Source organism: Lentzea sp. JNUCC 0626, from assembly GCF_043632865.1.
Taxonomy (GTDB): Bacteria; Actinomycetota; Actinomycetes; order Mycobacteriales; family Pseudonocardiaceae; genus Lentzea.
Genome location: NZ_CP171635.1, coordinates 9,509,399 through 9,527,262, shown reverse-complemented (window position 1 = coordinate 9,527,262; position 17,864 = coordinate 9,509,399). Strand labels below are relative to the sequence as shown.

The window sequence follows — 17,864 nt, the reverse complement described above, 5'->3', positions numbered from 1 at the left end:
CTAGGGTCGGATCCATGACCGACCAGAAGTCAGCGCAGGAGCAGGAAGGCGAGCTGTGGGGCCGCAAGGCCGCGCAACGAGCCGCGCTGGGCGCCCCGATGTCCATGCCCGCCTGGAAGACCGCGCTCGAACGCACCGGCGTCACGCACGGCACGAACGTGCTCGACCTGGCGTGTGGCAGCGGCGAATTCTGTGCCGCCGCAACGGAAGCAGGCGCGACGGCGACCGGCATCGACATCTCGCCGGCCATGATCGCGCTCGCCCGGCAGGCGAGCACCGCGACGTTCGTCGAACTCGCGCTCGGCCCGCTTCCCTGGCAGGACAACACCTTTGACGTCGTAACGGCGTTCAACGCGTTGTTCTTCGCGAAAGATCCCGACGAGGCGTTCGAAGAAGCACAACGGGTCAGCAAGGACTACGTGGTCGTGTGCGAGTGGCATCCGGAACAGGCGAGCGATCTGCTCGTGGTCGGGCGCGCCGTGCGCGGGGACAGCGGCCGCACGCGCGCGAAGTTGCCCGAGGCACTGGAGAAAATCACGATCGACATTCCTCAGCACCATCCCGATGAGGCCACGATGCTGCGCAGCTTCCTGAGCGTGGGCAGCTATCAGCGCGTCATCGAAAGGGAGGGTGAGGAGAAAGTCGCGCAGAAAATCAGGGCCGCGACCGTGCCGTACCGAACCGAAGACGGTGCTTACAGGTTCTCGAACAAGTACCTGATGTCGGTGTTCCGCAAAGGTCAGGCGGCGAGCATCTCGTAGCCCGCGTCGGTCAGTGCGGCAGGGCCGGGACGGGTGCTGATCAGGCCCGCGGTGCGCAAGCGGAGGCCCGCGAACTGGTCGGCGCAGCACAGGCCGTCGACGAGCAGGACGGTTCCGGTGATCTCGCAACGGCCGTCCGCGACGGCTCTGAGAACGGCGCGGTCGCGGTGCGTGAGTGAGTCGGTCATCTTCTTCTCCTAGCGGTGAATCCTCTACTTACTAGTACGTCGAACGAGAAGGCTTCGGTTCGACATCATCGTCAGAGAATTCCGCGCGCACCCCCAAAAGGCGTACCGCCCTGCCGTGTTCGAAGCGGTCCAGCACGACCAGAGCGGCGTCGGCCAGCACGTCCGCCGAGGACGTCGGCGCAGGCAGCTTCATCAGGCGCACCTTGGTGAAGAACGGCACGAACCGCACCTTCACGCCCACCCGCACCGCCGGGCGTCCCTCGGCCACGACGTCGGCCGCCACCTGGTGCGCCAGCGCCACGACCTCGCGCCGGATGTCCTCCAAGGACTCCAGGTCCTGCTGGAAGGTCTTCTCGTGCGACCGGGACTTCACGACCCACGGCGTCGAGCTCACGACCGTGTCACCCGCCCCCAAGGCGACGGTCCGGAAGTACGGGCCCATCCGCGGCCCGAACCGGGCTGCCAGCACGTCCGGTGACGCCGCCGCCAGGTCCGTCACGGTCTCCAGGCCCAGTTCGGCGAGCTTCTTCGACGTCTTCGCGCCGATCCCCCACAACGCGGACGTCGGCCGGTGCCCCATCACCTCGACCCAGTTCGCCCTGGTCAGCTCGAACACCCCGGCGGGCTTGCCGAACTCGGTCGCGATCTTGGCGCGCAGCTTGTTGTCGCCGATGCCGACCGAGCAGTGCAGGCCGGTCGCCGCCAGCACCGCCTCCTGCAACGACCGGGCGAACGCCACCGGGTCGTCCGCGGTCACGCCGACGAACGCCTCGTCCCACCCCATCACCTCGACGACCACCGGGAACGACCGCAGCACGGCCATCACCTCGGCCGAGGCCGCCTCGTACAGGGCGTGGTCGACGGGCAGGTAGACGGCGTCCGGGAGCTTCTTGAACGCCGTGCGCAGCGGCAGGCCGGACCGCACGCCGAACTCGCGCGCCTCGTAGGACGCGGTGGCCACGACCGCGCGTTCGGTCGGGTCGCCGTTGCCGCCCACCACCACGGGCCTGCCACGCAACGAGGGGTCGCGCAGCACCTCGACCGCCGCGATGAACTGGTCGAGGTCCACGTGCAGGACCCAGTCCGCCATGCTGGACAGTATGAAACGGTCGGCCGGAATCCTGCTGTTCAGAAACACGACCCAGCTCGAGGTGCTGCTCGGGCACATGGGCGGCCCGTTCTGGGCCCGCAAGGACGCCGGCGCGTGGTCGGTGCCGAAGGGCGAGTACACCGACGACGAGACGCCCGAGGCCGCCGCGCGCAGGGAGTTCGAGGAGGAACTCGGGCTGCCGGTGCCGGACGGTGAGCTGATCCCGCTCGGCGAGGCCAAGGGCTCCGGCAAGGTCATCACGGTGTGGGCGCTCGAGGGCGACCTCGACCCCGAGGCGGTCACGCCCGGCACGTTCGAGATGGAGTGGCCGCCGAAGTCGGGGCAGAAGAAGAGCTTCCCCGAGGTCGACCGCGTTCAGTGGTTCAGCGTGGAGGAGGCGAGCGCGAAGATCGTCTCCGCGCAACGCCCCTTCCTCGAACGACTCACGGCCAGATAGAGGCGACCCACTCCGGGTGGTCGACGAACGGGTTCCGGTTCTTCTGGAACTGCTGGAAGATCAGGTCGTTGCGGCGCTTCTCGTTCGCGTCCGGCGGGTCCTGCTGGTTCCACTGCTTCAGCACCGACAGCTTGCCGATGTAGGGCGCCGAGCCGTTGGACACCGAGTTGTTGATCTCCAGGTTCACGTAGCCGTCGTTGCCCTCGTAGCGCACGGCCATGTAGAAGATCATCCGCGCGACGTCGCCCTTCACGGCGTTGCGCGGCTCGAACGAGTCGCCGTCGGCGAGGCTGCCCGGTGCCTGGTCGACGGGCGAGCCGCCGAGGTCGAAGTCCAGGTTGCCGCGCGCGGAGTTCACCGAGACGTCCTCGGCGCGCAGGTGGTGCACGTCGGTGCCGGGACCGGTGGCCGTGCCGAAGTCACCGTGGGACTTGGCCCAGACGTGCTCGCGGTTCCACTGGTCGACGCCGCCGCCGTTGTTCGACTTCGGCATGGACCGGCCGCTGTAGAGGCCGATCACGTTGGCGGAGTTGCCGGGGTCCTGGTCGGTGACCTTCAGCGCGTCCCAGACCGCGTCGTAGCTGAGCTTGGTCTGGTTGCGGATGATCGAGTTCAGGGCCGACTTCAACGCTGCGCCAGTGCGGTTGCAGGCGGAGGCGTAGTAGGTCTCGCACGCCGACGGGCCCGAGGTGGTGGTCGTGGGCGGCGGCGAGGTCGTGGTGGTGGTCGGCGGGGTCGTGCCGGAGAACGCGAACGCCGTCGGCGAGGTCAGTCCGGCGTGCGAGAAGTACGCGCCGAGCGGACCGGTCACGTCGATCTTGCGGCCCATCAGCGAGGGGTTCGTCTTCAGGCCCCACTGCGTCCGGAACGACGACGAGATCTGCACGTAGAGCATCTTCGACGTACTGCTCTCGGACGCCGAGTCCGCCAACGCGAGCGCGTAGTCGTTCGGGAAGTTCGACTTCACGACGGTGCTCGTCGCCGTCGGCTGGCCGACGACGTATCCGGACACCGTCGCGGTGCTCCCCTGTGACGCGATCGCGGTCGCGACCGTCATGGGGGCTGCTGCGACAGCGGCGGTCGACCCGTACAGGCCGACCGCCGCCAACAAACCGATGACTAAGGCAAGTGGACTCCACCGCGCCATGAGCACTCCCCGATCGTGTGGGTGATTTGCACACGATCGGTGTACATGGTCAACGCGCGGTTAACGAGTGGTCACGGCACGAGGATGACCTTGCCGGTCGTCCGGCCCGAAGAGACGAGCTCATGCGCCTTCGCCACCTCGGCCAACGGCACGGTGTGCTCGATCTGCACCTTGAGCTGCGGCAACGCGGCCAGGTCGGCGCCCGAGGCGGTGACGCCCATGAACAACTCGAACCGGATGCCGAGCGCGGAAGCTCGGTCAACGTCAAAACCCGGATTGGCGGGAATGATCGACACGAGCACCCCGCCCTGCTTCAGCACGCGGGCGGACCGCTCGGCGTACTCGCCCCCGATCGTGTCCAGCACGACGTCGACGGGCTCGATCTCGGTGAAGTCCTGGGTGCGGTAGTCGACGACCTCGTCCACGCCCAGCGAGCGCAGGAAGTCGTGCTTGCCGGCCGACGCCGTGCCGATCACGTACGCGCCGCGCGCCTTGGCGATCTGCACCGCCACGTGCCCGACGCCCCCGGCGGCAGCGTGCACGAGTACGCGCTGACCAGCCGAAACGCCACCGCGTCCGACGAGCGCCTGCCAGGCCGTCAACGCCACCATCGGCGTCGCGCCCGCCTGCTCGACGGTCAGCCACGACGGACGGGGAGCCAGGTCGGAGGCGTTCAGCACGGCGTACTCGGCGTACCCGCCGCCGGTGCCGGGGAACGTGAGCAGGCCGTAGACCTCGTCACCGGCCCGAAACCCCTCGGCGTCCTGCTCGACGGTGCCCGCGACGTCCCAGCCGAGGGTGAACGGCGGCTCGCCCAGCGCCGGGAATCCGCCGGAGCGGACGTAGGTGTCGACCGGGTTCACGCCCGCCGCACTCACCTTGACCAGCACCTGACCAGGTCCGGCCACCGGCGTCGCCACCTCCGCGACCTCCAGCACGGACGTGTCGCCAACGGTCTTCTGCGTGATGACTCGCATGATGATCCCCTTCGAAGTTCTCGATGGACACCATCTTGCAGTTAGCGCCAACTTCTGGAAAGTAGGCACTAATAGGTGACTAACTCTCCCTCAGGTAGAGGTCACGGAGCAGGGCGACCTCGGCCAGGTGATGGATCACCTCGCGGTTGATGTGCAGCACCAGCGTCGCCATCGGTTCCTCGGCGAACGGTCCCTCGGCAGGTCCGACCGCCTTCGCGAGATCCGCCGTGCGCACCCCGGCCATCCACGTCTCGTACGCCTCGTCGAGCTGCTTCAACGCCTCGTCGGCGCTCTGGGCGAACGGCCAGGTCGCGTAGTCGGCGGGCGGCCCGCCGAAGTGCGACGCCGAGCGCATCGCGAACACGCCCACGATGACGTGCGTCAGCCGCCACGCGATCGTGGTGACCGGCGCGGGCGAGGGCGGCGGGTACTCCCAGTCGATCTCGGCGCCGCGGATCGTCCACGTGTCGGCGACGGGCTCCCAGAAGTACTCCGCGTCGGTCAGGCCCTCGAGCCGCGGCCGCGCCGCCACGTTCCAGTGGAATTCGAGCTGGTCCGCCAACTGCTTGTTCCAGTCCATGCCGACGACCGTAAATCCGTTTGCGGACAACCACCGCCCTGGAAACACTCCGGCCGTGGAGATTCGCACCTCGCGCCCCGAAGACGTGGACCAGGTCGAGAAGCTCGTGGTCTCGCGCCACGACCCCAGCGACGGCGTCGACGCCCGCCTGCTGATGACCGACCCGGAGGCGGGGTGCGACTGGGTCGGCGTCGCCGACGACGACGGCCGGATCGTCTCCACCGCCACGCTGATGGACGAGACGGTGACGCTGGCCGGCGTCGGCATCCCGGCGGGCCAGATCGAACAGGTCGCCACCGACGCCGAGTACGAAGGCCGGGGCCTGGTGCGGCAGTTGATGGACTGGGCGCACGAGCGGTCCGCCGAACGCGGCCACCTGGTCCAGCTCGTGATGGGCGTGCCGTACTTCTACCGCCAGTTCGGCTACGCCTACGCCATCCCGGTCAAGCAGAACCGCGCGCTCCTCAGCAAGCCCGAACCCGGTGAGGGACAGGTGCTCCGCCGGGCCACCGAGGCGGACATCCCCGCCCTGCAGGAACTTCAGGACCAGGCCCAGCGGGACGCCGGACTGCGGATGGGCCACACCACGCCGTGCTGGCGCTGGCTGCTGAACCGCACCGGCTCCATCACGTGGATCGTCGAACGCGACGGCATCCCGGTCGCCACGGGCCGCAGCACACCCGAAGAAGAAGGCGACGTCGTGCTCGGCGAGATCGCGGGCGACGACGACGGCGTCAGCGCCCTGGTGGCCGAACTCGACCCGGCCGAGGTCGGCGAACGCCACCCGGCGCTGGAGCCGCACCTCGCACCGCGGAACCCGGAACTGGACCAGGTCATGGTCCGCCTCCCGGACGTGCCGGCGCTGTTCGAGCACCTGCGGCCGGTTTTCACCGAACGCCTGCGCGGCCACGAGCCGGAGACCGTGGTGCTCAGCTTCTACCGCACGCACGTCCGCTTCCACTGGGACGGCGAGCGGATGGGCCCGCTCGAGTGGGGCGGCACGATGCAGGGCCCCGGTGCGCAGGGCGGCGCGGGCATCGCCCCGGACCTGCTGGCCCCGCTGCTGTTCGGCCCGCACGGCATGGACGGCCTGCGCCGGATCTTCTCCGACGTCTACCCCGGCCCGAAGAAGGACCTCATGTTCCGACTGTTTCCGCCGGTCACGAGCGATCTGCTGACCTTCTACCTGCCGTAACCCAGAATAAACCGAGCACTCGGTCTAGTATTGGGCTCATGACGACTGTGCAGGAGAGCGCGGCGGTCCGCTACGGCATCTGGGTCGCGTGCCCGGTCGCCGGTGCCGCCGCGGCGTGGGGGCTCACGCTGGCAGCCGGGTGGATCACGACGCTGAAGTGGTTCCCGTTCCAGGGGATCTTCGAGACGGTGTCCGAGATCCCGCAACCGTGGGTGACGCTGGGGGCGTTGGTCGTGGGGGCGGTCGCGGGCTTCGTGCTGGCGCTGGTCTGGGCGAGCGAGATGATGTCCGTGGAGGTCTCGACCGGGCGGGTCACGCTGCGCAAGGACGACAAGACGTTCGACTTCGGCCGCGACCAGGTCGAGTCGGCGTTCGCGGACGGCAAGCAGCTCGTGCTGCTCTCGCCCAGCGGCGCCGAACTGGCCCGTGAAGCATCGGACCTGAGCAGGGCGCGGCTCGAACAGGCCTTCGTCGAGCAGGGATACCGTTGGCGGCACTCCGACCCGTTCGCGACCGAGTTCAGGATGTGGGTGGAGCACGCGCCTGATCTGCCCTCGGACGTGAACGCGCTGTTCACAGCCCGCCGCAAAGCCATCTCGAAGTACGAGAACGAGGAGGCCGCGGAGTTGGCGCGGGAGATCCGCAAGCGCGGCGTCGCCGTGCGGGACGAGAAGAAGAGGCAGTACTACAGGTGCGAACGGTAGACCCGGTCAAGCACGCGGAGAAGAAGCGGCACATCACCGACACCGCCGCGGGCCTCTTCGCCCAGAAGGGCTTCGAACGCACGACCGTCGCGGACATCTGCCGGGCCGCGGAGATCAGCACCGGCAGCCTCTTCCACTACTTCCCCACCAAGCGGGCGATCTTCCGCGAGATCTTCGTGCAGGACGCCGAGGACAACGCGGCGATGTTCGCGAAGGCGCGCGCGCTCAGCCCGTGGGACGGCGTCCTGCTGATGGTTGACCACCTGTGCGCGCCCGCGCTCGACCGGGGCGTCGCGGGGCTGGTGCTGGAGGTGGTCGCACAGGCGAGCCGCGACCCCGAGCTGTGGGAACTGGTCGGCCGCAACGAGCAGCTGACCCGCGACGAGCTGGCCGTGCTGTTCCAGCGGGCGCACGACGAGGGCCGGATCGTGCTGCCGGTGAGCGCCCTGGACGCTGCGAGCTGGGCGCAGGGCCTCGTCGACGGGCTGTTCGGCAGGCTGATCGACCCCGACTTCGACGCGGCCGCTCAGGTGAGCACCCTCCGGTTGATCCTTTCCCGATTCGTGGGTGCTGAAGCACCATGAGGGCATGGCTTACGACGTCGCAGCGGTCCGCGCCCACTTCCCCGCGTTGCGCGAGGGTGCCGCGCACTTCGACGGTCCCGGCGGTGCCCAGGTCCCGGACGTCGTCGCCGACGCGGTCAGGGACACGCTGATCTCGGCGGTGTCCAACCGGGGCTCCGTCACGGCCTCCGAACGCCGCGCCGAGGAGATCGTGCGGACCGCACGGCGCACGATGGCCGAGTTCCTCAACGCGGGCAGCATCGTGTTCGGCCGCAGCATGACGCAGCTGACGTACGACTTCGCCCGCACGCTGTCGAAGAACTGGCGGCCGGGCGACGAGATCGTCGTGACCAGGATCGACCACGACGCGAACATCAGGCCGTGGGTGCAGGCCGCCGAGGCAGCGCGCGTGACGGTGCGATGGGCGTCGTTCGACCGCACGACCGGTGAGCTGCCGGTCGAGGCGGTGACGAAGCTGCTCTCGGACCGCACCCGCGTCGTCGCGATCACCGCCGCGTCGAACCTGCTCGGCACCCGCCCGAACGTCGCCGAGATCGCACGGGCGGCGCACGAGATGGCGGCGTTCGTGTACGTCGACGGCGTGCACTACACCCCGCACGTGCCGGTCGACGTCGAGGCGTTGGACGCGGACTTCTTCGTGTGCTCGCCGTACAAGTTCCTCGGCCCGCACCTCGGTGTGCTGGCGGCGGCGCCGGAGTTGCTGGAGACGTTGCGGCCGGACAAGCTGCTGCCGTCGTCCAACGCCGTGCCGGAACGGTTCGAGCTGGGCACCCTGCCGTACGAACTGCTGGCCGGCACGACGGCGGCGGTGGAGTTCATGCGCACGCTCGAAGGCCTGGAGGAGTACGAACTCGGCCTGCGCGAGAAGATGGAGACCGGGCTGAAGGAACTCGGCGTCCGCGTCTACAGCAAGGCCTCGCTGCGCACGCCGACCGTGCTGTTCTCCGTCGACGGCCTGGAGCCCGCCGAGGTCTACCGGCGGCTCGGGGCCGAGGGCGTGAACGCTCCGGCGGGCCACTTCTACGCGATCGAGTGCTCGCGCTGGCTCGGCCTCGGCGACAAGGGCGCCGTGCGGGCGGGCATCGGCCCGTACACCGACGAGTCCGATGTGGACCGGCTGCTCCAGGCCGTGGCCAAGATCAGATGAACAGGACCAGCCCGGCGTAGACCGCGCCGACCAGGACGCTGATGTTGAGCTTGCGGGTGACGCGATCACCGTGGTGGTCGGCGATCATCGAACGCGAGCGGGCCCACATCAGCTTCTCGCCGGCTTCCTTGTCGGGCAGGTGCGGTGTGGTCAGCACGTCGCCGTGCGGGCCGAACGCGAGCATGAGCTGCGGACCGGACCGGCGCACGCCGTGCAGCTGCGCCCACGGCACGCGGTAGGTGAAGATGCCGGTGTAGAGCACGACGGCGTTGTGGTCGAGGCGCAGCATCGGCTGGAACCGCGTCACCGCCGACAGCACGCACTGCACGCCGATCAGCCCGAGCACGAGGAATTCCGGGTAGTACTTCAACGCGATCAACGCCCCCGCGGCGCCCAGCAACAGCAGCACGCCCTCGACCCTGCGGCGGTCGCCCGGCCAGATCGCGTGCGGCAGCTCCACCGGTGTGCCCGCGGTGACCGGCACGCCCGGCAGGTGTGCGCCGTGGACGGTGTGCCGCGGCCGCACCCGGTTCAGCGTGCTCGTCGCCACGACCGAGCCCTCGACCAGCAGCGCCACCTGCCCGCCGTGGTGCCACTCCCCCGCGACGAGCACCTCGACCGGGTCGAGCCGCAACGGCGGGTCCTCCTCGCCGCGCCACACCGCGCCGAACTGCTCGGTGTCGTGGTAGAGCGGTTCCTCCAGCCCGAGGTCGGCGAGCGTGGTGATGGTGGCGATGTCCTTCTTGTTGTAGCGCAACAGGATCCGGCGCGGCCCGACCGGGTGCGCCTGCATCCGCACGGCCTTCACCGGCGCGGTCCACAGCGAGCGCCGCCGCCGTTCCCGCGCGGCCAGCATGATCGAGACGAACACCGCCGCGCCGCCGAGGGTCAGCCACCACGTGACGTCCTCGGGTTCGTTCTCCATCCGCACCCACGAGCCGTCCGCGAGCACCGGTACGTCGTCGCCGACCCGGTACGTCTCCGGCGCGAGCGGTTCGAACGAGGCCCGTTGCCTGTCCGGCAGCTCCACCCACACCTCGAAGGTGTTCTTGACCTCGACGACCTCGGCCTGCACGCGGCTGGCGTTCGCGATGTGCCGTTCGATCTCGTCGTTGGTGAGGCTGTACTGCACGAACGTGAGGAACCCGAACAGCACCAGCAGCACCGCGACCACGCGCAGCACCCCGCGTTGCGGCGGCAGGTCCGGCAACGACACGAGCCCTGCGCCCGCCGAGTCGTGCTGGTCCGCCCGCGACCTCAACGTCCACGCCGCCACCAACGCACACGCACCGGCGTGCAGCCCGAACGCCACGTTGGCCACCGCACTGCCGTCGAGCGCGATGTCCAGCACACCGAACAACACGCCCATCGCACAGCCCGTGAGCACACGACCGAACAACAACAGCAACGGCGTGGCCAGCAACGGCACCACCGCGAGAGAGAACAACGGATCGGGCAGGCACGGCTGGGCGGCCGTGCACGGCGCCACGTTCGCACTCAACGACACGTAGAGGGCGACCATCCACCCGACGACGAGGCCGACCTTGGTCACCCACCACGGAACCGCGGCTGCCTGCCAGCGCTGCACGTCCACGGCAGGGATCATGACACGTCCATTGCTCCGAACGGCGCGATTCCCCCTCAACGGAACGGGTATTCGCAGGTCACTTACTCAGGAGGTGGACATGCTGGCCATCATCGCGGCGGTTTCCTTCGGTCTCGCCCTGATCCTCGATCTGGCGAAGACCGGACTCGGTGACGTGATCACCGCCAACACGCTGGTCGTGCTCGGCCTGCTGCTGCTCGCGTTGCACATGGCCGGGGTCGGCAGCGGCACCCGGTCCTTCGGCTGGCGCCGTGCCCGCAGGTGAGACAACGCCCCACCAGGTTCGCCTGGTGGGGCTCACCCCATCCGCGTGATCTCCCCGGGCAGCTCGTCCTCGACCGCCGTCCACTGCCCGTCCGGCCCCGCCTCGACGCGTTCGGCCCCACCGCGCGGCACGATCACCCACAGCTGGTCCTTCCCGGCCAGCCACACCGCGCCGACGCCATCGCCCTCGTAGACCCGGTCGTGCTCGTAGGTCTTGCGGAACACCTCGGCACCGTCGCGGTCGGTCACCCGCACCTCGCTGCCGTTCTCGGCGTGCGCGACGAAGTTCCCGCTGGGTGACGACTGCGGGTCGCCGGGGCTCACGAACTGCTGTTCGCTGCCGCACGCGCCGAGAACCAGGAGCGCGGCCAGTGCGAGGCGGGAAATGCCGTGCGTCATGCGGCCCAACCTAGCTAGCGTGCTCCGCCGTGTGGAACGTACTTGAGACCTTTTACGACTCCGTGCCCCGAGCGGGCGCCCGCGTCGAGGAGCACGGCGAGCTCGTGCTGTTCCTCCAGGCGGGCGACGGCTACCCGTACTACGCGCGGCCCCGGTTGCCGGGTGGGAACCCGAGCGTCGACGACGTGCTGAAGATGCGCGCACGGCAACGCGAACTCGGCGTGCCCGAAGCGCTCGAGTGGGTGCACGAGACGACGCCGGGACTGCTGGCCATCGCTGAACAGGCCGGTTTGGAGGTGCTCCAAGCGCCGTTGCTCGTGCTCGATCCGGAGAAGCTGCCCGAACGGGATCCGCACGTGCGCGTGCTCGACACCCGTCCGGTCGAGGTGAACGTCGTGGCGGAGCTCGCGTTCGGCTCGCCCGGCACGGACGCCGGCGTGGTCGGCACCGACGAACGGGACGCGGCGCTCACGGCGGCGGTCCCCACGAGCACCCGGCACCGGCACGCGGTGGCCGACCTGCCGGGCGAGGGCGTGCTGGCGGTCGGTACGGCGCAACGGGCGGGTGACGTCGTGGAGATCGTGGGGGTCGGCACGTTGCCGGCGGCACGGCGACGTGGCCTCGGTGGTGCGGTCACGGCGGAACTGGCGCGCGACGCCCTGGAACGCGGCGCCGAGCTGGTGTTCCTGTCGGCGGGGAGCGAGGAGATCGCGCGGGTCTACGAACGCGTCGGCTTCCGCCGCGTCGGCACGGCCTGCATCGCCGGCTAGGTGTCGTTGCGCGGCATGGGGACGCGGAACAGGCAGCCGACGCACGGCATGCCGGAGGGCTGGGTCAGCAGTTCGGCCTCGCCCTCGTGGATGAGTTCACCGCAGTAGGCGGTCAACGCGAGCAAGGTGTCGTCTTCGGGCACGGGTACGAGGTGGCACGTGCGTTGGGTCTCTCCGACGACACCCACACGTTTGCGGACCAGCAACACAGGCATGCTCATGCCTGCACCTCGGCGTCGTCCACCACACACACGACAGCGTGTGTGGTGGCGTAGAACTTGAGCCGGTAGGGGCCCGAGTCCCTCTCTGCCACCGCCGCGCAGAACCTCTCGGCGCTGACCTCGTCCGAGCGCGGCGTTCGTTCGGCTAGGTCGATCACCCCTAGATCGTGCGGGCCGCCGACCGGGATGGGGAGGGTTCCATACGATTTGCGGGTGCCATATGCGGAACTCGCATACAGGCCCTAACGCAGCCGGGCGCGCAGCTCGGCCATGGCCGGTGTCGCGGCCCACGGGACGAGCCTGGCCAGTTCGGTGACGATCAGCTGCGAGCCCGTCACACGGGCCAGGTCCAGTGCCACGAGCCCCAGTTCGGCGGCCTGTTCGACGTCTCCGGTGACCGCGTGCGCGTAGGCCAACGTCGCCGTGTGCACGCCCTGCTCCCACTGGCAGACGCTGCCCCAACGCGGCATGAGCGCCGTGTAGGCGTTGATGGCACGGCGGTGGTCCGCGAGGGCGACCATCGACGCGGCCCGTTGCATCTCGACGTGCAGGTCGGTGAAGCAGTAGCCGATCGAGTACTCGTCCGTGCGCGGCCGTTCGACCTCCTGCACCAACGACTGTGCGAGGTCGAACCGGGTCATAGAGGCGTGCAGGCCCGCGCGCGCAAGACCTCGTGCTTCCTGACGGACCGCCATCGCACGCACGACCGGACTCACGCCAGTCTCTCGTTGTGCGGCACGGGCCAACCCGATGACGCGGTCGTCGTCGCCATCGACCTCGGCGAGCTGACTCATCCGCACGTAGCAGTACGCGACCACGTCTCGGTCGTCCGCGGCCTGCCCCTGCTCCAACGCGCGGGACGTCCACGCGCAGGCGCTGCGCATGTCGCCGACTTCTTCGTAGAGCCAGCCGTAGAACTCCGCGTACATCGCGCCCGTGCCGAGCAACCGCCGACGAACGTCCCCACGCGCGTTGCGCCGCAACGTGTCGATGACGTCGTACATACCTCGAACGGCAGGCATCAACGCACCGGTCGCACGCCAGTTGTGCGCGTCGTTGATGATCCTCCGCAGCACGAGCAACTGACTGACCGCGTCGTCGTCGCTGTCGGCGTTGAAGACGGCGGAGGCGCACAACGCCATCAGCGCCTTGCCCTCCAGGCCGACCACGACCTCACCGGACCGCACCGGCACCGTGCGGTCGGTGAGCCCTAGCAGATGCGCGGGGATGCCGAGGAGACGTTGCAACGTCCGCAGCACCCGCATGTCGTAGGCGATGTTGCTGCCGGACTCCAGCCGGGAGATCGCGGACTGCGAGAACCCGGCGAGCGTGCCCAGCTCGTCCTGGCGCAGGCCGTGCGCCTTGCGGGCGATCGCGACGACCGAGCCCGGCGACTCGGCCGCGACCGCGTCCCTGATCTCCCTCGACTCCCAGATCGACGGCGGCAGCATCGGCAGCGGCCCGTCCGGGACCACGACACCGTTCTTGGCCGGATCGCTCACTCTCGACCCCTCCCGCGCTCAATCCGCCATCATGACGCTCCTCGCGAATTCGCTCCACCTCGTCTCAACACGGGACGAAAGCGACTATCCTGCGGCCGTGATCAAGGACTTCGGTGCTGGTGTCGGTCTTCTGCTGCGCGGGTTCAGCCTCGTTTTCAGCTCACCCAAGCGCGTGCTGATGGGCGCGTTGCCCGCTGTCATCACGGCTGTTCTCATGATCACGGGCTGGGCGGTGCTGCTCACCAACATCGACTCGGTGGCCGGCTGGCTGACCGGTTTCGCGGACTCCTGGAGCGACACCTGGAAGGGCGTCGTCGAGGTCGCCGTCGGAATTTCGGTGGTCGCCGCGGTGCTCGGCCTGAGCGTGCTGCTGTTCACCGCGATCACGCTGATGATCGGCGGCCCGTTCTACGAGTTCATCGCCGAAGAGGTCGAGGACGAGCTCGGCGGCGTGCCGGACGCGGAGCAGATCGGCTGGTGGCGCGGGTTCGTCGTCGGGCTGCGCAGCACGCTGCTGCTCGTCGCGACCTCGATCGCGTTCGCGATCCCGCTGTTCTTCTGCGGATTCATCCCGGTGATCGGCCAGACCGTCGTGCCGGTGCTCGCCGTCTGCATCAACGGCTACCTGCTCGGCATCGAGCTCACCGGCATCCCGTTCACCCGCCGCGGCCGGTCGTTCAAGCAGCGCAGGCAGATCCTCAAGACGCGCCGCGGCCTCGTGCTCGGCCTCGCCGTGCCGACCTACCTGCTGTGCCTGATCCCGCTGGCCGCGCTGATCGTCATCCCGGCCGCGATGGCAGGCGGCACGGTGCTCGCGCACCGCCTGCTCAACGGAGACCGCGCACCTATCGCGTGAACGGCAGCCAGGCCTGCTGCGTCAGGCCGCTGCGGGCGTTGACCTGCACGCCGGACGCCGAGATCGACCACAGCTGGTCGCCGATCACGATCGTGCGCCGCTGCCCGCCACCGTAGTTCTGGTCGGTCCTCGGCTCCACGATCTTGCCGCCGTCGCGCAGCTGGTCACCGTCGACGCGCAACACCACGGACGAGACCTCCTGGTAGGTCTTGTACGCCGTCACGGGGATCACCAACGTGCCGTCCTGCGGCCAGAACAGGAACGCGTGCGGGTCGAACTGGGCCTCGGAGTTGCTGTCCGGCAGGTGGTACTGCGCAAGCCGTTGCGGTGACGCGGGATTGCGCACGTCGAACAGCGACACCTGGGTGCCGAGCGTGCGGCCCTGGTCGTTCGCCTCCTGGCCGACGCCGATCAGCTTCCCGTCGCCCGCCGGGTGCAGGTACGCGGAGAAGCCGGTGATCTTCAGCTCGCCGGTCACCCTGGGCTGCTTGGGATCGCTCAGGTCCAGCGTGTAGAGCGGGTCCGTCTGGCGGAACGTGACGACGTAGCCCAGCTTGCCGATGAACCGGACGCTGTAGATCCGCTCGCCCTTGCCAAGACCGCCGACCTCGCCGACCTTCGTCAGCTGGTTGCCGTCGCGGCGCAGGGTCGTCACGAAGCTCTCCGACGGCGGGGGCGCCGGCGGGTTCGCCTGGTCCGCCGGCATCCGCCAGCAGCACCGGATCTCCGTGCCCGTGGTGGTGGCGACGCGCAACACGCCCTCGTGCTCCGAGAGCGAGTACTGGTTGAGCAGCGTGCCGTTCACGTCACCGGACGCCACGTGCTTCGGCGGTCCGGCCTGACTGATGTCGAACTGGTGGATCGCCGTGGTGATCGGACGCTGAACCGGTGGCCTGGAAGGGAGTTCGGGCAACAGCCGGTGGTCGTCGGCGACGTAGAGGCTGCGGTCCGTGCCGTACACCGTGTCGCCGTCGGCGATGATCGACACGGGCTGGCCGGTGCCGAGCGCGCCGGACAGGTCGAACGTCAGCACGGTCAGCATCGACGTCGCGCTCGGCGCCGTCGGACGGCTGACGTTCGCGCAGTCGACCAGGGTTCCGCTCGACCTGGCGCCGTTCTCGGTGAGCTCGTAGCGCGGCAGCCACGCCTGGATGGGTTCGCTCTGCAGGATCTCCCTGTTGCGGCGCAACGATCCCGCTTCGTTCGTCGTCTCGTTCGGGTAGACCCACGGCAGGCGCGGCTGTGAGCGGACGACGACCCGCGCGGTGCCGCCGATCTGGCGGGCGTCGAGGTAGTAGCCGTCGGTCTTGAGGCTGCTGACCTCCTTGAGCGCCTTGAGGTCCACCAGGATCAACTCGGTGCCGGACTCGGGCGCGAACGACGGCATGTCCGAGGGCACGACGCGCTTCTCGATCGTCATGGGGCTGTTGGCGACCACCAGCGCGCGGTCGCCCTGCACCAGCAACTGGCTCGCGTACCGGTCGCCCAGGTCGACCGTGCCGGTGACGGCCTTGGTGGCGACGTCGATGATCCGCAGCTTGCCGTCGGCGATGGAGACGACGCGTTTCCCGTCCGTCTTCACGATGTCCGGCTCGTCGACGCCCTGCTCGTGGACGTTCGTCGTCGAGTGTTCCTGCTGCTGCGCGGGAGGGGTGGACGGCATCGACTTCTCCGCGTTGCCCGCGGAGTTGGTCGTCGCGTCGCCCATGGCGAAGATCTGCGGCCGTCCGCCGAGTCCGTACGCGCTGACGTACGGCGACATGGCGCGGCGAAGTTCGGTCAACGCGTTGTCGCACGAGTCGAACGCGACGAGACGCACGGGCCCGTAGTCCACGATCGGTGGTGGCGCGAGGGTGTCGTCGCGCACCGCGGAGCTCACACTCACTCCGGCGACGGCCAGCACGGCGGCACCGGCCAACAGCTTCTTGCCGTTCATGGTGTGAGGACGTAAGCGGGGCCGGAAAGGGTTGCCGCCCTTTCCGGCCCGATTTCCTACAGCTGCGCCTGGATCTGCGCCGCGTAGGCGGAGACGCGCGCGTACACACCGGGGTACCCGGCGGCCGCACAGCCCTCACCCCACGACGTGATGCCGATCAGCTTGCCGCCGGCCACCAGCGGGCCACCGGAGTCGCCCTGGCAGGTGTCGGTGCCGCCCTGGGCGTACCCGGCACACACCATGTGAGTGGCGTTGAAGTCGCTGCCGTACGAGCTGGAACAGCTGGAGTTGCTCGTCAGCGGAACGGTGGCGCGCAACAGGTAGCGCGACGCCGAACCGCCGGACGACGTGGTGCCCCAGCCGAGGATCGTCGAGCTGGTGCCCGCGTTGTACAGCGCGCTGTCCGCCGACGTGGCGAACGGGAGCGGGGTCTGCGAGAGGTTGCGGTCGAGGGTGAGCACCGAGACGTCGTAGCCGCGGGTCACGTCGCGGTAGCTCGGGTGGATCCAGATCCTCGTGACGCGCGCGACCGTGCCCGCGGTGGAGTTCTTGTCGTCGCGGCCCGCCACGACCCGCACGGCGGACGCCGCGTCACCCACGGTGCAGTGCGCCGCGGTGACGACCTTGTTGGGCGCGACGAGGGTGCCGCCGCAGTACTGGAAACCGCTGCTCGTGGCCAGGTAGACGACCCAGGGGTAGGTGGACGTGCTCGCGCGCGTGCCACCGACGATCTGGGTGCCGAACTCGCCGTCGGCGGTGGGGACAGGAGCTGCTTCGGCCACGCTGACGCAGGCCATGGACAGCGTTGCCGCCGCCAGTGCCGCGCCGAGCAGTGACCAAAGGCGGTGCAGGGTTGCCGCCATGATCGTCTCCTTCTTCTGTTGTGACCAGCGGCTGCAGGGCCGTTGGTCATTAAAGAAAGACATGAGTTCATGTGGGCCGGGTAGGGCTGGTCCGCGTAGGCCGTTCAGCCGCGCCGGGGCCCGCGTGATTGGATCGAGCGCGAACAACCCCGTTCCGAGAGGAAGTTGTGATGGCCCCCACGAAGCCTGAGGTCGACCCGCACGACGGCCCGGCGCCCGCCGACCTGCTGATCGAGGACATCACCGTCGGCGACGGTGCGGAGGCCACGGCCGGACAGTTCGTGTCCGTGCACTACGTCGGTGTTTCGCACTCGTCCGGTGAGCAGTTCGACGCGTCCTGGGACCGCGGCGAGGCGTTCCAGTTCCCGCTCGGTGGCGGCCGCGTCATCCAGGGCTGGGACCAGGGCGTCCAGGGCATGAAGGTCGGTGGCCGCCGCAAGCTGGTCATCCCGCCGCACCTGGGCTACGGCGCGCGCGGTGCCGGCAACGCGATCAAGCCCAACGAGACGCTGATCTTCGTCGTCGACCTGCTGGGCGTGAACTAGATTCCTGTCCCAACGGCGTCCCACTGGTCCGATCGGGTGGGACGCCGTTGGTCTTTCCGGCCGATTTGACCC

21 protein-coding genes and 2 pseudogenes are annotated in these 17,864 nt (G+C 69.2%); 10 read left to right on the top strand and 13 right to left on the bottom strand.

What is annotated here, in order from left to right:
* Window positions 1-14 precede the first annotated feature (14 nt).
* Complete coding sequence (locus JNUCC0626_RS44795) at window positions 15-761, top strand: class I SAM-dependent methyltransferase (protein WP_394616681.1); 747 nt, start codon at window positions 15-17, stop codon at window positions 759-761.
* Here JNUCC0626_RS44795 and JNUCC0626_RS44790 read toward each other — a convergent pair.
* A complete protein-coding gene (locus JNUCC0626_RS44790) occupies window positions 740-949 on the bottom strand; it encodes a hypothetical protein (protein WP_394616680.1) in 210 nt (69 codons plus the stop codon). The genes JNUCC0626_RS44795 and JNUCC0626_RS44790 overlap by 22 nt on opposite strands.
* A gap of 31 nt (window positions 950-980) precedes the next feature.
* A complete protein-coding gene (locus tag JNUCC0626_RS44785) occupies window positions 981-2,039 on the bottom strand; it encodes a DNA polymerase IV (RefSeq protein WP_394616679.1) in 1,059 nt (352 codons plus the stop codon).
* Between the two features lie 10 nt (window positions 2,040-2,049).
* Here JNUCC0626_RS44785 and JNUCC0626_RS44780 point away from each other — a divergent pair, with 10 nt between their 5' ends.
* Window positions 2,050-2,496 (top strand): NUDIX domain-containing protein, encoded by a 447-nt coding sequence (locus JNUCC0626_RS44780; RefSeq protein WP_394616678.1) that lies wholly within the window; start codon window positions 2,050-2,052, stop codon window positions 2,494-2,496.
* On the opposite strand, the pseudogene JNUCC0626_RS44775 reads toward JNUCC0626_RS44780, so the two are convergent.
* The 4 genes and pseudogenes from JNUCC0626_RS44775 to JNUCC0626_RS44760 form a co-directional block, all read right to left on the bottom strand.
* Window positions 2,483-3,136: pseudogene (locus JNUCC0626_RS44775) on the bottom strand (endonuclease I family protein); the annotation flags it as partial. The gene JNUCC0626_RS44780 and the pseudogene JNUCC0626_RS44775 overlap by 14 nt on opposite strands.
* 117 nt (window positions 3,137-3,253) lie before the next feature.
* Window positions 3,254-3,553: pseudogene (locus tag JNUCC0626_RS44770) on the bottom strand (DUF6359 domain-containing protein); the annotation flags it as partial.
* 161 nt (window positions 3,554-3,714) lie between these two features.
* The gene (locus tag JNUCC0626_RS44765; protein ID WP_394616677.1) at window positions 3,715-4,620 is read right to left on the bottom strand and encodes an NADP-dependent oxidoreductase; all 906 of its coding nucleotides are present in this window, start codon (window positions 4,618-4,620) and stop codon (window positions 3,715-3,717) included.
* 79 nt (window positions 4,621-4,699) lie between these two features.
* Window positions 4,700-5,200, bottom strand: a complete 501-nt coding sequence (locus JNUCC0626_RS44760; protein WP_394616676.1) for a DinB family protein — start codon at window positions 5,198-5,200, stop codon at window positions 4,700-4,702.
* A 55-nt stretch (window positions 5,201-5,255) separates the two neighbouring features.
* Here JNUCC0626_RS44760 and JNUCC0626_RS44755 point away from each other — a divergent pair, with 55 nt between their 5' ends.
* From JNUCC0626_RS44755 to JNUCC0626_RS44740, 4 genes are read left to right on the top strand one after another with little or no spacing between them, the layout of a single operon-like run.
* Window positions 5,256-6,395: a GNAT family N-acetyltransferase gene (locus JNUCC0626_RS44755; protein WP_394616675.1), complete on the top strand. Its 1,140-nt coding sequence runs from the start codon at window positions 5,256-5,258 to the stop codon at window positions 6,393-6,395.
* 38 nt (window positions 6,396-6,433) lie between these two features.
* On the top strand, window positions 6,434-7,099 hold the full coding sequence (locus tag JNUCC0626_RS44750) for a YqeB family protein (RefSeq protein WP_394616674.1): 666 nt from the start codon (window positions 6,434-6,436) through the stop codon (window positions 7,097-7,099).
* Window positions 7,087-7,683, top strand: a complete 597-nt coding sequence (locus JNUCC0626_RS44745) for a TetR/AcrR family transcriptional regulator (protein WP_394616673.1) — start codon at window positions 7,087-7,089, stop codon at window positions 7,681-7,683. The genes JNUCC0626_RS44750 and JNUCC0626_RS44745 overlap by 13 nt, the downstream gene beginning before the upstream one ends.
* Before the next feature lie 4 nt (window positions 7,684-7,687).
* Window positions 7,688-8,830 (top strand): cysteine desulfurase-like protein, encoded by a 1,143-nt coding sequence (locus tag JNUCC0626_RS44740; RefSeq protein ID WP_394616672.1) that lies wholly within the window; start codon window positions 7,688-7,690, stop codon window positions 8,828-8,830.
* Here the strand turns inward: JNUCC0626_RS44740 and JNUCC0626_RS44735 are convergent.
* Window positions 8,823-10,436 (bottom strand): hypothetical protein, encoded by a 1,614-nt coding sequence (locus JNUCC0626_RS44735; RefSeq protein WP_394616671.1) that lies wholly within the window; start codon window positions 10,434-10,436, stop codon window positions 8,823-8,825. The two genes, JNUCC0626_RS44740 and JNUCC0626_RS44735, sit on opposite strands and share 8 nt — an antisense overlap.
* Window positions 10,437-10,515: 79 nt before the next feature.
* On the opposite strand from JNUCC0626_RS44735, the gene JNUCC0626_RS44730 reads away from it, so the two are divergent.
* On the top strand, window positions 10,516-10,701 hold the full coding sequence (locus JNUCC0626_RS44730) for a hypothetical protein (RefSeq protein WP_394616670.1): 186 nt from the start codon (window positions 10,516-10,518) through the stop codon (window positions 10,699-10,701).
* A gap of 32 nt (window positions 10,702-10,733) precedes the next feature.
* Here JNUCC0626_RS44730 and JNUCC0626_RS44725 read toward each other — a convergent pair whose 3' ends face one another.
* The gene (locus tag JNUCC0626_RS44725) at window positions 10,734-11,099 is read right to left on the bottom strand and encodes a hypothetical protein (protein ID WP_394616669.1); all 366 of its coding nucleotides are present in this window, start codon (window positions 11,097-11,099) and stop codon (window positions 10,734-10,736) included.
* Window positions 11,100-11,128: 29 nt separating this feature from the next.
* On the opposite strand from JNUCC0626_RS44725, the gene JNUCC0626_RS44720 reads away from it, so the two are divergent.
* A complete protein-coding gene (locus JNUCC0626_RS44720; protein WP_394616668.1) occupies window positions 11,129-11,869 on the top strand; it encodes a GNAT family N-acetyltransferase in 741 nt (246 codons plus the stop codon).
* Here the strand turns inward: JNUCC0626_RS44720 and JNUCC0626_RS44715 are convergent.
* The 3 genes from JNUCC0626_RS44715 to JNUCC0626_RS44705 all read right to left on the bottom strand — a co-directional run bounded on the left by JNUCC0626_RS44715 (window position 11,866) and on the right by JNUCC0626_RS44705 (window position 13,592).
* Window positions 11,866-12,090, bottom strand: a complete 225-nt coding sequence (locus tag JNUCC0626_RS44715; RefSeq protein ID WP_394616667.1) for a hypothetical protein — start codon at window positions 12,088-12,090, stop codon at window positions 11,866-11,868. The two genes, JNUCC0626_RS44720 and JNUCC0626_RS44715, sit on opposite strands and share 4 nt — an antisense overlap.
* Window positions 12,087-12,248 carry a hypothetical protein gene (locus tag JNUCC0626_RS44710; protein WP_394616666.1) on the bottom strand — a complete coding sequence of 54 codons (162 nt, stop codon included), beginning with the start codon at window positions 12,246-12,248 and terminating at the stop codon, window positions 12,087-12,089. The genes JNUCC0626_RS44715 and JNUCC0626_RS44710 overlap by 4 nt, the downstream gene beginning before the upstream one ends.
* Before the next feature lie 84 nt (window positions 12,249-12,332).
* Window positions 12,333-13,592, bottom strand: coding sequence for a helix-turn-helix domain-containing protein (locus JNUCC0626_RS44705; RefSeq protein ID WP_394616665.1), 1,260 nt, complete (start codon window positions 13,590-13,592; stop codon window positions 12,333-12,335).
* 97 nt (window positions 13,593-13,689) lie between these two features.
* Here JNUCC0626_RS44705 and JNUCC0626_RS44700 point away from each other — a divergent pair, with 97 nt between their 5' ends.
* Window positions 13,690-14,448 carry an EI24 domain-containing protein gene (locus JNUCC0626_RS44700; RefSeq protein ID WP_394616664.1) on the top strand — a complete coding sequence of 253 codons (759 nt, stop codon included), beginning with the start codon at window positions 13,690-13,692 and terminating at the stop codon, window positions 14,446-14,448.
* On the opposite strand, the gene JNUCC0626_RS44695 is transcribed toward JNUCC0626_RS44700, so the two are convergent.
* Both JNUCC0626_RS44695 and JNUCC0626_RS44690 read right to left on the bottom strand, forming a co-directional pair.
* Window positions 14,438-16,384, bottom strand: coding sequence for a beta-propeller domain-containing protein (locus JNUCC0626_RS44695; RefSeq protein WP_394616663.1), 1,947 nt, complete (start codon window positions 16,382-16,384; stop codon window positions 14,438-14,440). The genes JNUCC0626_RS44700 and JNUCC0626_RS44695 overlap by 11 nt on opposite strands.
* Window positions 16,385-16,440: 56 nt before the next feature.
* Window positions 16,441-17,247, bottom strand: coding sequence for a S1 family peptidase (locus JNUCC0626_RS44690; protein ID WP_394616662.1), 807 nt, complete (start codon window positions 17,245-17,247; stop codon window positions 16,441-16,443).
* 170 nt (window positions 17,248-17,417) lie between these two features.
* Between JNUCC0626_RS44690 and JNUCC0626_RS44685 the strand changes: the two genes are divergently transcribed.
* Entirely contained in the window at window positions 17,418-17,792 is a 375-nt protein-coding gene (locus JNUCC0626_RS44685; protein WP_394616661.1) for an FKBP-type peptidyl-prolyl cis-trans isomerase, read from the top strand.
* The last annotated feature ends 72 nt before the right edge of the window (window positions 17,793-17,864 follow it).

Excerpts from the sequence above, each read along its gene's own strand:
- JNUCC0626_RS44690 (WP_394616662.1), bottom strand. The coding sequence starts at position 17,247 with ATGGCGGCAACCCTGCACCGCCTTTGGTCACTGCTCGGCGCGGCACTG.
- JNUCC0626_RS44760 (WP_394616676.1), bottom strand. The coding sequence starts at position 5,200 with ATGGACTGGAACAAGCAGTTGGCGGACCAGCTCGAATTCCACTGGAAC.
- JNUCC0626_RS44765 (WP_394616677.1), bottom strand. The coding sequence starts at position 4,620 with ATGCGAGTCATCACGCAGAAGACCGTTGGCGACACGTCCGTGCTGGAG.
- JNUCC0626_RS44795 (WP_394616681.1), top strand. The coding sequence starts at position 15 with ATGACCGACCAGAAGTCAGCGCAGGAGCAGGAAGGCGAGCTGTGGGGC.
- JNUCC0626_RS44685 (WP_394616661.1), top strand. The coding sequence starts at position 17,418 with ATGGCCCCCACGAAGCCTGAGGTCGACCCGCACGACGGCCCGGCGCCC.
- JNUCC0626_RS44780 (WP_394616678.1), top strand. The coding sequence starts at position 2,050 with ATGAAACGGTCGGCCGGAATCCTGCTGTTCAGAAACACGACCCAGCTC.
- JNUCC0626_RS44785 (WP_394616679.1), bottom strand. The coding sequence starts at position 2,039 with ATGGCGGACTGGGTCCTGCACGTGGACCTCGACCAGTTCATCGCGGCG.
- JNUCC0626_RS44735 (WP_394616671.1), bottom strand. The coding sequence starts at position 10,436 with ATGATCCCTGCCGTGGACGTGCAGCGCTGGCAGGCAGCCGCGGTTCCG.
- JNUCC0626_RS44695 (WP_394616663.1), bottom strand. The coding sequence starts at position 16,384 with ATGAACGGCAAGAAGCTGTTGGCCGGTGCCGCCGTGCTGGCCGTCGCC.
- JNUCC0626_RS44740 (WP_394616672.1), top strand. The coding sequence starts at position 7,688 with ATGGCTTACGACGTCGCAGCGGTCCGCGCCCACTTCCCCGCGTTGCGC.
- JNUCC0626_RS44730 (WP_394616670.1), top strand. The coding sequence starts at position 10,516 with ATGCTGGCCATCATCGCGGCGGTTTCCTTCGGTCTCGCCCTGATCCTC.
- JNUCC0626_RS44750 (WP_394616674.1), top strand. The coding sequence starts at position 6,434 with ATGACGACTGTGCAGGAGAGCGCGGCGGTCCGCTACGGCATCTGGGTC.
- JNUCC0626_RS44725 (WP_394616669.1), bottom strand. The coding sequence starts at position 11,099 with ATGACGCACGGCATTTCCCGCCTCGCACTGGCCGCGCTCCTGGTTCTC.
- JNUCC0626_RS44790 (WP_394616680.1), bottom strand. The coding sequence starts at position 949 with ATGACCGACTCACTCACGCACCGCGACCGCGCCGTTCTCAGAGCCGTC.
- JNUCC0626_RS44715 (WP_394616667.1), bottom strand. The coding sequence starts at position 12,090 with ATGAGCATGCCTGTGTTGCTGGTCCGCAAACGTGTGGGTGTCGTCGGA.